This is a genomic window from Alicyclobacillus fructus (genome assembly GCF_017329605.1).
GTDB classification, from domain to species: Bacteria; Bacillota; Bacilli; order Alicyclobacillales; family Alicyclobacillaceae; genus Alicyclobacillus; species Alicyclobacillus fructus.
The window spans coordinates 66,072-79,624 of sequence record NZ_JAFMTY010000013.1; the positions used below are offsets into that span (position 1 = coordinate 66,072).

A 13,553-nucleotide genomic window follows, 5' to 3' on the forward strand; every position below is an offset into this window, starting at 1 on the left:
CGTTGCACCCGCCCGCTGATTACAGCTGCACCGGTTCGCTCGCCACCTGGCCGCGGCGGCGCTGGCGCACAGGCGCGGTTTCCCGGATGAAGAATGCGATGATGCCGCTTACAAAGGCGCCGGCAGCCGCGATCCACATGGGTGCCGGAAGTCCGAAGTGATCCGCCGCGATGCCCGCGACCGTGGGCATCACCGCGCCACCGATCAGTTCGCCGACCATCTGCACCAGGCCGACCGCCGTCCCGACATACTTGGGCGACAGGGACTCACCTGGAATCACGACCATGAACAGCGGGAAACACGCCTGGCCGGCGCAGGTCAGGAACCCGAGCACGCACATGAGCGCCACCGAACCGTGTATGAAGACGAGCACCAGCGGAGACAGGACCGCGATGAACGAGAACAGGACCAGCGTCGGCCTGCGGCCCCACTTGTCCGAGATGTAAGGCCCCATGAACCCCCAGAAGAAGGTTCCAAGGCCCATCGCCGCGGAGATGACGCCCATCTGTTCGCCCGTGTAGTGATCGTACTCGACGAGGAACGTCGGCGCGAACGACGTGAACGCGAACAGCCAGGTCATCATCAGGATGGCAATGATCAGCGTGAACCAGATGTTCCACGTGCGGAACACCACCGGGAAGTCCTCCTTGCGCAGGCGGTGTTCGCTCTTCGCAAGTTCCTCCTTCGACAAGCGCTTGTTGGGCTCTTTCATGAAGAAAAGGAGCACGAAGAACATGATGAGCCCTGGAATCCCTGCCACGTAGAAGCCCGCGTGCCACGAGTAGCTGGTGGCCGCCCAGGTCAGGATGAGCGGTCCGAACGTGGATCCGATGAGCCCGAGCGCGCTCTGGACAAAGCCCATGTTGAATCCGCGGCGGGCCTCCGTCGAATCGGCCATCACGGCGGCTTGCGCAATCGGCAACACGGGCCCCTCCGACACGCCCATCAACGCGCGAATGCCAAGCATTTGCCCGAAATTTTTCGCGAGACCCGTGAGAAAAGACAAGAGCGAAAAGGCCAGCGTGATAGGCACCAGCACCTTTTTGCGCGACCCCAAAAAATCTGAAATCGTTCCAAACAAAAACCCTGACAACGCCCAGCAAATCGCGAGAATGGACACAATCATGCCGAGCTGCGCATTGTTCAGCTTCAGATCCGGCGCCACATAGGGGAATAGATACACGACGCTCAGACGCTCCATGAACACAAAGCCGAACGTGAAGAACATCATGAGGACGACGCCGTTCTCATACCGCCAGAACGGCTTCTGCGGCCCTTGATCCATGCGGGACTTCACCCTTTCCATGCGATTTCGCAGGCAATCTTGTATACCACACGTGCGACGAGACCTATGTTGCAAGCGATTTCATTCACGCCACGAACTACGACCTCCCCTCGCCCTGCGTCCGCTTGCCTGCTATCGAAACTACGCCGTCTTCGCGACGGGATCAACGCACCTATTCCTTCATGCGGAACGCGACTGCTCTTTTTGTATGACAATGTGATCAAACAATAGATCATGACGATATCGATTGTCAATCTTGGAGACCTTCCGGACCTAAAAAGGAACCCGCGTCGATGAGTCCGCGGGTTCCTGAGCCGCAGGCGGCATTCGCCGTTAGGCTTTAAGGCCACAAGCGCCAATCCTTCCACGCCATCAGCACGAACATCGCGGCGGCACTGACGGCTGACAGCGACCCGACGAAGACGGCGGCGCCCAGGCACACGCCCCAGCGGTTCACGCCTTCGACACCTGAAACGCCTGAGCTTCCATAAGCGGAGAGGACGTACTGTTCGGCGAAAATCCATACGAGGACCAGAGAAACGAGAAACAACGCGACACACGCAGCCGTGAACCATTTGGCGCGCATCCAGGTCCACCTCCTGTCATGAAGACGAGGGACCTGGCCCGATGGTTTCACAGGACAGTGTCCAGATCAAAAAAGTTCACATCCTTCTCAAGCAATTGTCATCTTGTGGCCTCGCCGCACCGTTTCTCAGAACAGCCCGTTGTCCCATACTGTCGAATACAGAGCTTTTTCATCGCCCGACGAGGAGGTGATCCTGCCGCATGTCCATCCGCCCGAACCGGTTTTGGCTCTCGGTGATAGCTTGGTGCGCCGCGCTCATGGCTGCGCTCGGACTTCACGCGCCGACGGCCAGCGCGCATGCGTATGTCGTGCACTCATCCCCTGCCCCGGGGCAGTCTCTCAAGTCTTCGCCCGGGCGGATTGAGATCGAATTCGATGAGCCTGTCCAACTGCTGCCGGGCGGCCTCACCGTGACCAACGTGGACAATCAGCGCGTCGATCTCGGCGATGGCCATCGCAATCCAAGCGACAGCCGCCAGGTGGACGTGGATGTCCCGAGCCGCCTGCCCAGGGGACTGTACACCGTCCATTGGCAGGTCATCTCGGCAGACGGGCACCTGGTATCCGGATCCATTCCGTTTGGTGTGGGCATCAACGTGCAGTCGCTGACGCTCGGCGCGACCGAACAGGGCTATCGCCCCGGCGTCTGGATGGTGATCGATCGCGTCCTGACCTATCTCGGCCTCGCCCTCGTGGTCGGCGGCGCCATCGGTCTGCGGGCGGCGCGAACGGCTTTGCCGATCGATGAAAATCGCCTCGGCGCCTGGTTCGTCGCCGGTGGGTGGGCGGCACTGTGGGTCGGCGTGTTGTTCAACCTGCCGCTCGAAGCGGCCATCACCTGGAACGTCCATGGGCTCGCCTCGTTCTCACCGCGGTACCTGGCGCGGACGCTCAACTTCACAGTATGGGGTTACCTCTGGGTGATCGAACTGATGCTTGTCGCGGTCATTCCCGCCATCCTGGCGGCGCTCTCCTCATCCCGCCCGAGACAGCGCCTTGCGACGGCTGCCCTGCCCGTGTTCGCCGTACCCGTGACGTTGGCCCTGCAGGGACATGCCATGTCCGAGCCGCATCCGTGGTTGCCCGCCCTGGCCATGGCGGTGCACGGCCTCGCGGCGTCGGTGTGGATCGGCGGCATCGCGCAGATGCTCGCCTTGATCCTGCAGACCGACCGGATCTCGACGCACGACGACGCTGTTTTGATTCACACCGTCCGATCGTTCGGCCGGATCGCGGCGGCTTGCGCGTTCGCCGTGGCCGTCACCGGGGCGTATTCGGCCCTGCTGCACATCCCGACGTGGTATGCCCTGACGCACACGGGATACGGCGTGGCGCTTCTTGTCAAACTGGGCCTCGTGCTCTGTCTCTTGTTTTTCGCGTCCATGCATGCGCTCTCGCCGCGCCCGAAGCGAGGCGCGTACCGCGTCTGGCTCAGCCTGGAGCTGGCCGTAAGCGTGGGGATTTTCGCGATCACGTCGGTCCTCACCAACCTGCCGACCGGCGACGTGCACCCGGGCCCCGTCAATCAAGTGAAATCGTCTGGGCCTTACGCCATTCACCTGATCATCTCGCCCAACGAAGCGGGGCCCAATACGTTCACCGTGCAGATCACGAAAGATGGGCGGGCGGACGCAGCCATTCAACAGGTCGAGATCGCCCTCGCGTCGGCGAGCGCGCCCGGAAGCAGCGCCGCGAGCGTGCGCCTGACGCCGCACGGACAAGGCATCTTCGTGGCGCGGTCGTTGGCGCTGTCAGGAGGCGGCCTGTGGGACGCAGACGTGCAGGTGGTGACCGACGACTTTGACGTCGTGAATGTGGATTTTCGCATTCACGTAGGAACCGAATCGTGACAAGACCTAAGGAGGCGATGACATGAAAACAACTCGATGGATGGGATCGTTGGCCGGTGCAGCCGCCGTGTTCGCCATCGGCGTGGCCAGCGCATCCGCGCACGTGGTCGTGTTGCCGGACAATCCTCTTCCACCCACCGCCGGCACCTTTGAACAGTACACGATGCGCGTCCCGTGCGAGAAGAATGACGCGACCGTCAAGATTGTGTTGAAGATCCCGAAGGGCGTGTCGTTCGTATCGTACGAGCCGATCCCGGGATGGAAGGTGAGCGAGGCGCAGGTGAATGGCCAGGAGGTGGTCACCTGGCAAGCCACAGCAGGTGGCATCCAACCCGGACAATTCGAGACGTTCCCGTTCCTCGCGACCAACCCGTCACAGCCGGGGGTGGTGGCGTGGGACGCGTTCCAATACTACCAGGATGGATCCATTGTGGCCTGGACGGGGCAACCCGGCACCGCGACGCCCCACTCCACAACGCAGATTGTCGCCGCCGGCGCCGCCAGCGAGGCGAATGCGGACGCCGATACAGAAGCCGGATCGAACGCAGCGAGCGCGGGGAGCGCCCAGAGCTTTGGCCTGGGCTGGACCACGGCGGATACCATGGTGCTCGCGGCGTCGGCCGTTTCCCTCATTCTCTCCGTGATCTCGCTCGTGTTCAGCGTCCGCCGCGATCTCAACCGGCCATAATGTTCAAAGGGGACAAGCCCATGAAACGGCTTGTCCCCTTCTGCCTTTCCAACCTCACAGGAGCGCCAACTTCGTGATGAGCGCCGCGATAAGCCCGGACATCGGGATGGTGACCAGCCACGCGACGAGGATCCGGCCCGCGACATTCCAATGGACGCCGCGCGCCCGCTTGGCCGCGCCCGACCCCATGATGGCCGACGAGATGACGTGCGTGGAACTGACCGGCAACTTGAAGAGCGTGAAGCCGAAGATGATGATGGAGCTCGTCAAGTCGGACGCAAACCCGTTGATGGGCTCGATTTTGATGATCTTCGAGCCGACGGTCTTGATGATCCGCCAGCCGCCCGAGGCCGTCCCCACGCCCATGGCGACAGCGCAGAGCGTCTTCACCCACAGCGGGACATGCATCGTGTGCTGATAGCCGCCCGCGATGAGGGCAAACGTGATCACGCCCATGGTCTTTTGCGAATCGTTCGTGCCGTGCATGAACGCCTGCGCAGCCGCCGAAAACGTCTGCAGCACGCGGAACACGCGGTTCACCTTGTGCGGCGATCTCCATCCGAACGCCGCGCGAAACGCCCACATGATGGCGAACCCCAACGCGAACGCGCAAATCGGCGAGATGATCAGCGCTTCGATGATAGAACTGAATCCCGCGACATTGACCGCGTGAAAGCCCGCCGCGCCGATCACGGCCCCCGTCAGCCCACCGATAAGCGCGTGGGAGGAGGAGCTAGGAATCCCAAAATACCAGGTGAATAAATTCCAGAAGATCGCGGCCACGAGTGCACACAGGACGACCGTCGTCCCGTGCGGGATCTTCAGCGGATCGGCGATCTTGCCGCCAATCGTTTTGGCCACACCCGTGAACGTCATGGCGCCAATCAGGTTCATGGCGCCAGCGAGCAGCACCGCCGCGCGCGGCGACAGCGCTCGGGTGGAGACGCTTGTCGCGATGGCATTCGCGGTGTCGTGAAAGCCGTTGGTGAAGTCAAACACCAACCCCAGTAACACGATGAGCACAATCACAACCAGCATGCGGTCGCACCTCAGGCGTTTTTCAAAATGACGGACTCGAGCACGTCCGCCACGTCTTCACAGCGGTCGGTCACGCTCTCCAGGATTTCGTAAATTTCCTTGAGTTTGATGAGCTCAATGGCGTCCTTGCTCTCGGCAAACAGCGATCGGAGCGCGGCGTGCAGCAGCTGATCGCCGTGCTTCTCGAGGACGTTCAGCTCCTTGACGTGATCGCGGATCTGGAGGAGCTTGCGCTCGTTCAGCTTGTGAATGGCCTCCTGGATCTCCTTCGCACTTCGGTGGATGTCCTTCGCGAATTCGATCATCGTCGGCGTCGAACCCGTCACGTCGTACAACGTGAAACGCACGCTGCAGGCGTGGATGCCGTCGATGATGTCGTCGAGCGTCGTGGCGAGCATGACGTAATCCTCGCGCTCGAGCGGCGTGATGTACGTGTTGTTCAGAAGCGAGATCAGTTTTGAAATCAGTTCGTCGCCCTTGTCCTCGTACGTCTTCATGCGGCTCGCGAGGGCTCCAAAGTCGCCCCCCTGTTCGAGCTCGCGCTGGAACGTCTCTGTCGCCTGCGCGATGTTCTCGGCGATTTCCACGAGGAATGCAAACAGCTGATCACTGCGCTTCGACACGGCTCATCCCCCATTGAATCGAATCGTTAAGAAACTACATGACTCGCGTAAAGATGTCATGATGGTTTTGTAAAGTTTCCGTAAAGCCTCGACCAAGTTCGACAATGTTCAGGGCTTGGACACAAACGAATCGACGGCTCTTCGAGCAGTGTGCCCATTCGAGCGCAGATGCCCGCAGGCCATTCGCATGTTTTGCGGGGAATGAGGAACGTTAACCGCGAGGTGGTTCACGATGTCTCGTCGTCATCGAGCGTGGATGGCTCGCCAAGAGGAAAACCACTGGGGATGGCCGGTCATCGGGGGCATCGGGGTCGGCCTGGGCGCCACCCTCCTGTGCATTCCTCAAAGCCGCGATGCCATGTTCAACGCGGTGGAACGCCTGCTGGACCGCTCTGGAACGGGAGCCGCGGGCAATCGGCCGTCGCCCGGAAGAAACAGCCCATATGGGCCATAAGACGCAGGCCGCGCCCGTTGCGCGGCCTCATTTGCCGACGGTGGCTCGCGACGTCACGCGCGCGCGAGGACCTGCGAAGAAGTCGTGGAGGACCAGCGCGGCCGAGCCAATGGCGCACGCATCGCGGCCCAGGGCGGAGGACTGAACCACGACCTTGGCGTGGGGGCTCGCGAGGCAGCGGGATTGAACGGCCTGCTGAATCGCGTCCGTCACCATGCGCCCGCCTTCCGCCAGACGGTTGCCCAGAATGATCATGGCCGGGTTCAGCCCGTTCACCAGGTTTACAGCCCCGGCGCCGAGATAGCGCCCGATGGTCTGAAAGGCTTGCAGGGCGGCCGGATCGGACGCTCGAAACCGGTCGAGCACCCCGTCGAAATCCAGCTCCTCCCCGCTCAGCTTGGCGTACGTAGCGACAAGCGCCCGCTCGGAGGCATACATTTCCCAGCATCCCACGTTGCCGCACGGGCAGGTTTCCCCGTGCAGATCAATGCTCATGTGACCGAATTCCCCCGCCACGCCGTCCGCCCCGCGGATGAGTTCGTCCCCAATGACGATGCCGGTCCCAATGCCTGTCCCGGCGCTGATGTAAACCAGGCTCGAGACATGGGTTGCGGCCCCGTACAACTTCTCGCCCAGCGCGCCAGCGTTCGCCTCGTTGTCCACGAGGACGGGCTTGCCGAACCACGTTTCGACCATCGCCTTGAGCGGGATGTTCTCCCATTTCAGGTGCGGCGCCCGCAGGACCACGCCGCGTGCGAAATCGACGAGGCCGGGAACGCCTATCCCTATGCCGATCACGCCATAACGGCTCTCCGGCGCATCGTTCAGCGCCTTGGCGATGCACTCGCGGAGGCGCTCAAGGACCTGCTCGGCGCCCAGCTGGCGCGGAAGGGGCTCCTCGCGCACCCACAGCGCGCGGGCGGCGAAGTCGGTGACGACGACGCGGACGTACTCCACGCCGAGCTCGACGCCAAGCACGCTGCCCGCACTGGCATTGAAGAGCAACATGATGGGCCGGCGCCCGACACGAGATCTCCCCTGGCCCACCTCGAGCACCAGGCCATCGCGAATCAGCTCGTCGGTCAGGGCGGAAACGGTGGCTTTGTTCAACCCTGTCTCGCTCGAGATCTGGCTGCGCGAAATGGGGCTGTGAAAGCGAATGCGGTTGAGCACAATCGACTTGTTGATCTCCTTCATCAGCGCCTGATCTGCCGTTTTTTCCAAAGCGAGTCTCCCCTGCGTGATGATGAAACGCTTATCCGACACCCGGTTTCATTGTACCTCATTGGGTTGCCGGAACGCGCAAAATAGGGCGCCCCGCAGACCAATGCGGAGCGCCCGGACGCTCTTCACAACCGCTCCACGTCCACCGCGCTGTGGTATACCTTCTCGTTCTCGATCTCCGTCACCGTGCCCTCTATCCGCACCGCCCCCCGCAGGCGAATGTCCTCCGATGAGGCGCCCACCATGAACTCGATCTCGCCCGGCTCGACCACAAACCGCATCTCTCGGTTGTAAAAGCCCAACTGGTGCGCCGAGACTCGGAACCGCACCCGCGCCTTCTCTCCCGGCCCAAGCGCCACCCGCGCGAACCCCAAGAGCACCTTGACGGGCCGCGTCACATCAGCCGCCACGTCGCGCGCGTACAATTGCACGACCTCTGCACCCCCGCGCGCGCCGACGTTCTCGATCACGCACGATACCTCCACCTCGCCGTGCACACCCACCACGCCCGGCGACAGCGCCAGATCCCGGTACGCGAACTCGGTGTACGACAGCCCGTGTCCAAACGGATACAAGGGCAGATTGCTCTCGTCCACATAGGCGCCCTTCCAGTGTGAACGCCCGCCTGACGGCTTGTGCCCGTAGTAAATCGGCACCTGGCCCACGCTGCGCGGAATCGTGATGGGCAATTTGCCGGACGGATTCACGTCCCCAAACAGCACGCCGGCCACGGCCGCTGCACCCTCCTCACCCGGCAACCACGCTTCCAGGACCGCATGGGCCCGCTCCGCAATCTCGGGAATCGCGAGCGGCCGCCCACTTACGAGCACCACCACCGTCTTCGTGCCCGTCGCCATCACGCGGCGCACGAGCTCCTCCTGCCGGCCGATGAGCGAAAGCGTGGCGCGATCGCGCGATTCGCCCGTGGTGCAGGCGTCCGTCAGCCCGGCGCGATCGCCCACCACGACCACCGCCACGTCCGATCGCGCCGCGAGCGCCACCGCCTCGTCCATCTCCGCGTCGTCTCCCTCGAGGATGTCGCACCCCTTCGCGTAGACAACCTCCGCCGCTGTCCCGACGCGATCGCGAATGGCCTCAAGGATGGTCCGCATCGGGATAAATTCGTCGACGTGCTTCACTCCGCTTGGCAACGGCGTCTGGAACACGTTGTCCTCCGACTGCTCGAGCAATGACTCGATGTGGCACGGGTAGGCGTAGTCACCGACCAAGTTGCGCGTCGTGTGCGCATTGGGGCCGATCACGGCGATCGTACCGCCAGGCGCGAGCGGCAGAAGGCCGTCGTTTTTCAGGAGCACCAGCGACTTCTCCGCGGCCTCCCGCGCCACCCGGCGTTGCTCCGCGTTGTCGAACAGCTCGATGGCCGCGCCCTCGTCGACGAACGGGTGATCGAAGAGGCCGAGCCGGAACTTCCACGTGAGCACCCGGCGCACGAGTTCATCCACCTCGGCCGGGCTCACGAGCCCGCGCGCCACGGCCTCGATGAGCGGCTTGCCGTACACGTCGCGCGTCGGCAACTCCACGTCCACGCCCGCGCGCACGGCGAGCATCGCGGCCTCCGCCTTGTCGCGGGCAATCTGATGGTACTCAAACAACTGATTCACCGCGAAGTAGTCGGACACCACAAGCCCCTCGAAGCCCCACCGCCCGCGCAGCGTCTCCCGCAAGAGACCCGGATTGTCGTGGCAGGGCACGCCATCCAGCTCGTGATACCCCGGCATGATGGCGCCGAGCCCCGCTTCGCGCACGGCCGCCTCAAACGGGAACAGGTACACTTCGCGCAGCTCGCGCTCCGGAATGTGCGCCGGCGCCCAGTTCATGCCGCCCTCCGACGCTCCGTAGCCCACGAAGTGCTTGCCCGTCGCCATCACGCCTTGGCTGAGGTCTTGCCCCTGCAATCCGCGGACATACGCAATGCCCATCTGCGCCACGAGGTACGGATCTTCGCCAAAGGTCTCCTCGACCCGGCCCCAGCGCGGGTCACGCGCCACGTCGAGAAGCGGCGCGAGCGCCTGGCGGGCTCCGACGGCGCGCATCTGGTCGCGGATGATCTCGCCGATCCGACGGGCGAGATCGACGTCCCACGTGCTCGCAATGCCGATGGTCTGGGGAAAGCAGGTGGCACCCTTGGCCATGTAGCCGCTGCACGACTCTTCGTGGATCAGCGCCGGGATGCCAAGGCGCGTATGGTCTCGCAGATAGCGCTGAATCTGGTTGGCCAGGCGAGCCACATCGGGCGGATCCAGATTGGTGGCACCCCCGATGCGGGTCACCTGCCCGATGCCCTGCCCGAGGACCTCCGCGGCCTTCTCCCTCGAAAATTCAAGCCCATCCAGGACTTCGAACGCCCAGATGGACGTCAGTTGAGCAACCTTTTCTTCAAGCGTCATGTCGGCCATCAGCGCGTCGACGCGCGCTTCGACGGACTGTGCGGGATCGAGATACACAGGTGTCACGGGAAGCCTCCTCACTACTTTCCGAATCCAGCAAGCATGCCTTGTCGCAGATAACGCCCTCCAAAAATGTAGGCTAAAAAGAGGGGGATGGCAGAGAAGACCACCGCCGCCATCGTCACAGGAACATCCATGGTGTGCTCGCCCTGGAACTGGACGATCGCAAGAGGAAGTACGCGCACGCTCGCGCTCTGAGTCAACACGAGCGGAAAAAGAAAGTTGTTCCACGACTGGACAAACTGGTACACGGCGACCGAGATTAAAGCCGGACGAGCGAGCGGGGCGACGAGTCGCAAAACAATTTGAAAATCATTTGCACCCTCTATCCCCATTGCCTCATAAAGTTCATTTGGAATATCGCGTACGAAATTCACTAAAATCAGCGTGCTTAATGGCAAAGCGAACGCCACCATGGGCAGTATCATACCTAAAAGCGTGTCGTATAACCCCAATTTCGTGATAAGAATGTAGACAGGAATAATCGCAGCTTGGACAGGTATGGCGAGACCCACGACAAACCAATTAAACACCGCTTTAACAACCGGATTGCGAGTGCGAACAACTACATAAGACAGAAACAAGGAGAAAGCCACAATAAGCAACACTGTCGACACAGAAACAATTGCACTATTTATAAAGGACCTTACAAACCCCGACTGTATGACTACACCATAATTTTGCAGTGTCGGATGAAGCGGAGGAAGCCAGGGGTTCCCTAGCAAGTAGCCATTCTGCGACCGCAAGCTGGTGGTGAGTATATAGAATACGGGATAGCATCCTATGATCAGCCAGACTATACCGAACAACGTGAACAGAGAGTTCCCCACGGAGATGCGCCGAAATGCGTTCACCTTATCACACCCCCTCCATTTGACTCTCCATTTTGTTAAACCCAGTGAACTTTAACGTAATAATTGACAGCAACAACCCAAACACAGCAAGGACCACAGCAATTACGCTACCCGCTCCAATGTTGAGGTTCGTAAATGCCTGTTTGTACATATCAATCGCCAAAACCTGAGTCGCGTCCCCTGGACCGCCATTCGTGACGACATAAATGAGGTCGAAATAGGTCAAGGTCCCGGTGAGTATTAACACAGTCGTTGTTGTAATGGTGTACTTCAATTGGGGGAGCGTGATCGAAAAGAAAGTTCGAATTGGACCCGCTCCATCAATCATCGCTGCTTCGTATAGCGAACGAGGGATTTGACGAACCCCGCTTTGGTACAACAGGGCATTGAACGGTATATACTGCCATGAGATAATACATGCAACGACGAATAGCGCGATGTGAGGGTTTCCTAGCCAATTTTCGAAACCGTTCCCGATGCCCAGCGCCTTAAGAAGGTCATCCATGAGCCCAAAAGTGGGGTTCAAGATGTACGACCAAGTCACTCCAATAGCAACGGACGAGAACAAAAGAGGTATAAAGTATAAAGCACCAAATACCGCTCGATGTCGTTGAGAACCTGCAGTGAAGACCCCGATGATAAGCCCAAGCGGATTCTGCAGGATCCAACACCAAAACATCAGAGCAATCGTGAGCCAGAAAGAGTGCCACAACTCGCCACTGGCGAGCATGGAACGCCAATTTGCAAGGCCTACCCAGGTGGCAGAGCCAACGCCGGACCAATTCAGTCCGGAATAGTACACCGCGACGCACATCGGTATGAGCGCAAACGCGGCGAAAAAGATGACGGCCGGCAACATCATCAGGACTCGCGATAGATTGAGACGCTCAGTAATCAAGCACCCTTCCTCCAAACCAGGACGAGCTCGGTGGAACACCGCCAAGCTCGTCCCGCGTCTTCCACTCGTCCGTGCAGAACGCTCACTTACTCAAATAACTGTTCATGTCCGCCTCAAATTGCGCGACAGACATCTGACCGACCATAAACTTCCCAAGGTCCGTGTCGAGCTCGTTGCCCTCCGCAGTTGGAAGCGCCGTGTCCCACGACTGCTGGAAATACGGTGCATTCTTCGCCAGATCGTAATAAAATGTCTCATACGCCGCATCTTTCTGCTTCTTTAATTGGCTCTCGATGCCTTTCACAGCAGGCACATAGCCAATTTGCAGAAGGTCAGAAACGTTCTTTGGATCCAAATTATCATCCTTCAGGAACTGAATAGCACCCTTAATCTTCGATGGAGAGTCGTAACTCGGAATCGAATAAAAGTCACTCGGATTTCCACAAACGTCGTTCGGGTTACCCTTTCCTCCCGGTACCGACGGGAACGGGAACCAACCAAGATTCTTCAAGAATGCACTGTCGTCGGATGCAATCGTCCCGTAACCCCAGCTTCCCATCAACCACATGGCGGCTTTTCCACTGTACAACAACGCTGCGTCAGACCCATTGTTCGACCCGATGGAACTAAATCCAGGTTCAAAGGCGCCCATGTTCACCAGCTGCTTCATCATGTTAAGCGCCTTTGTAATCACCGGGTTCGACCATGCATTGGGTTTATTTGCCATGATATTATCGAACGGCTGTTGTCCTCCAATACGATCAACCAGATATTCGAAGTACATCAGGTCTGGCCAGTTGTCTTGACCACCCAAAGAAATCGGAATGATCCCCTTGCTCTTGAAGAACTGCACATCACTCAACAGTTGATTCCATGTCTTAGGTGGATTAAGGTGATATTCAGAGAATAGTTGCTTGTTGTAGAAAAAGTTAACTGGTTGCAAATTTCCATAAGGAACGCCATACACGTGGCCGTTAAACGTGATCGACTTCATGACGGACGGAAGGAACCGGTTTGCCCATGACGGATCGGCTTTCAGATAAGGGGTCAGATCGAGCACATCTCCCGCCTTAACGAAGGTATAAAGGCGACCTCCTCCCCAGTTGCTGAAGACGTCCGCAGCTTGGTGCGCACCCATCGCAATTTGCAACTTCTGCAAATACGGGGTCGATTCAAAGTATTCCCCCGTCATGTGATAACTCGGATGTGTGGCATTAAATCGAGATATCGCCTTGTTGTCCACTTGTTCCGCCAAGCCAGAATCGACGTTCCACAGCGTTAATTGAATCTGCTTGGAACTAGCAGCACCAGTGGAAGACGTCTGATTCCCTGGCGATTGAGACTCCGTTCCACAAGCCGTCAAGCCAATCGACGCAGCAACCGCCAACCCGACCAACGCAGCCTTACGTGCATCCTTAGCCAATTTAGATTGCCCCCTCGTATGAAATGGTTTAGAGTCAGTTCTTCATGAACACACACGCCAAGTTCAGGGTTGAGTTGCTGGGGTATCCCCAGAGACAATGACCTTAAGCGTAGGGTCCGGGGCAGTTCTGGCGCCCCCTGTCGTCACCTGTTGGGTGAACTT

General features: G+C 59.8%; 12 protein-coding genes. 3 read left to right on the plus strand and 9 right to left on the minus strand.

Features of this window, described 5'->3' with window-relative positions; all coding sequences use genetic code 11:
• Positions 1 to 19 precede the first annotated feature (19 nt).
• Together J3481_RS08425 and J3481_RS08430 are read right to left on the minus strand one after the other, a co-directional pair.
• Positions 20 to 1,285, minus strand: a complete 1,266-nt coding sequence (locus tag J3481_RS08425; RefSeq protein WP_206831540.1) for an MFS transporter — start codon at positions 1,283 to 1,285, stop codon at positions 20 to 22.
• A 340-nt stretch (positions 1,286 to 1,625) separates the two neighbouring features.
• On the minus strand, positions 1,626 to 1,871 hold the full coding sequence (locus tag J3481_RS08430; protein ID WP_206831539.1) for a hypothetical protein: 246 nt from the start codon (positions 1,869 to 1,871) through the stop codon (positions 1,626 to 1,628).
• Between the two features lie 200 nt (positions 1,872 to 2,071).
• Here J3481_RS08430 and J3481_RS08435 point away from each other — a divergent pair, with 200 nt between their 5' ends.
• Both J3481_RS08435 and J3481_RS08440 read left to right on the plus strand, forming a co-directional pair.
• Complete coding sequence (locus J3481_RS08435) at positions 2,072 to 3,721, plus strand: copper resistance CopC/CopD family protein (protein ID WP_206831538.1); 1,650 nt, start codon at positions 2,072 to 2,074, stop codon at positions 3,719 to 3,721.
• A gap of 22 nt (positions 3,722 to 3,743) precedes the next feature.
• Entirely contained in the window at positions 3,744 to 4,409 is a 666-nt protein-coding gene (locus tag J3481_RS08440) for a YcnI family copper-binding membrane protein (protein WP_236011421.1), read from the plus strand.
• Between the two features lie 54 nt (positions 4,410 to 4,463).
• On the opposite strand, the gene J3481_RS08445 is transcribed toward J3481_RS08440, so the two are convergent.
• Together J3481_RS08445 and J3481_RS08450 are read right to left on the minus strand one after the other, a co-directional pair.
• Entirely contained in the window at positions 4,464 to 5,447 is a 984-nt protein-coding gene (locus tag J3481_RS08445) for an inorganic phosphate transporter (protein WP_206831537.1), read from the minus strand.
• A gap of 11 nt (positions 5,448 to 5,458) precedes the next feature.
• On the minus strand, positions 5,459 to 6,070 hold the full coding sequence (locus J3481_RS08450) for a DUF47 domain-containing protein (protein WP_008339331.1): 612 nt from the start codon (positions 6,068 to 6,070) through the stop codon (positions 5,459 to 5,461).
• Between the two features lie 232 nt (positions 6,071 to 6,302).
• Between J3481_RS08450 and J3481_RS08455 the strand changes: the two genes are divergently transcribed.
• The gene (locus J3481_RS08455) at positions 6,303 to 6,524 is read left to right on the plus strand and encodes a hypothetical protein (RefSeq protein ID WP_206831536.1); all 222 of its coding nucleotides are present in this window, start codon (positions 6,303 to 6,305) and stop codon (positions 6,522 to 6,524) included.
• A gap of 27 nt (positions 6,525 to 6,551) precedes the next feature.
• On the opposite strand, the gene J3481_RS08460 is transcribed toward J3481_RS08455, so the two are convergent.
• The 5 genes from J3481_RS08460 to J3481_RS08480 all read right to left on the minus strand — a co-directional run bounded on the left by J3481_RS08460 (position 6,552) and on the right by J3481_RS08480 (position 13,391).
• Positions 6,552 to 7,748, minus strand: coding sequence for an ROK family transcriptional regulator (locus tag J3481_RS08460; RefSeq protein WP_236011422.1), 1,197 nt, complete (start codon positions 7,746 to 7,748; stop codon positions 6,552 to 6,554).
• A 125-nt stretch (positions 7,749 to 7,873) separates the two neighbouring features.
• Complete coding sequence (locus J3481_RS08465) at positions 7,874 to 10,222, minus strand: glycoside hydrolase family 3 N-terminal domain-containing protein (RefSeq protein WP_328702074.1); 2,349 nt, start codon at positions 10,220 to 10,222, stop codon at positions 7,874 to 7,876.
• Positions 10,223 to 10,236: 14 nt separating this feature from the next.
• The gene (locus J3481_RS08470) at positions 10,237 to 11,070 is read right to left on the minus strand and encodes a carbohydrate ABC transporter permease (RefSeq protein WP_328702073.1); all 834 of its coding nucleotides are present in this window, start codon (positions 11,068 to 11,070) and stop codon (positions 10,237 to 10,239) included.
• A 4-nt stretch (positions 11,071 to 11,074) separates the two neighbouring features.
• Entirely contained in the window at positions 11,075 to 11,968 is an 894-nt protein-coding gene (locus J3481_RS08475; RefSeq protein ID WP_236011423.1) for a carbohydrate ABC transporter permease, read from the minus strand.
• An 82-nt stretch (positions 11,969 to 12,050) separates the two neighbouring features.
• A complete protein-coding gene (locus J3481_RS08480) occupies positions 12,051 to 13,391 on the minus strand; it encodes an ABC transporter substrate-binding protein (protein ID WP_206831535.1) in 1,341 nt (446 codons plus the stop codon).
• Positions 13,392 to 13,553: the final 162 nt, after the last annotated feature.

What these genes read in the sequence shown, in the direction of transcription:
- J3481_RS08445 (WP_206831537.1), bottom strand. Translation starts at nt 5,447, where the DNA reads ATGCTGGTTGTGATTGTGCTCATCGTGTTACTGGGGTTGGTGTTTGAC.
- J3481_RS08440 (WP_236011421.1), top strand. Translation starts at nt 3,744, where the DNA reads ATGAAAACAACTCGATGGATGGGATCGTTGGCCGGTGCAGCCGCCGTG.
- J3481_RS08435 (WP_206831538.1), top strand. Translation starts at nt 2,072, where the DNA reads ATGTCCATCCGCCCGAACCGGTTTTGGCTCTCGGTGATAGCTTGGTGC.
- J3481_RS08425 (WP_206831540.1), bottom strand. Translation starts at nt 1,285, where the DNA reads ATGGATCAAGGGCCGCAGAAGCCGTTCTGGCGGTATGAGAACGGCGTC.
- J3481_RS08455 (WP_206831536.1), top strand. Translation starts at nt 6,303, where the DNA reads ATGTCTCGTCGTCATCGAGCGTGGATGGCTCGCCAAGAGGAAAACCAC.
- J3481_RS08430 (WP_206831539.1), bottom strand. Translation starts at nt 1,871, where the DNA reads ATGCGCGCCAAATGGTTCACGGCTGCGTGTGTCGCGTTGTTTCTCGTT.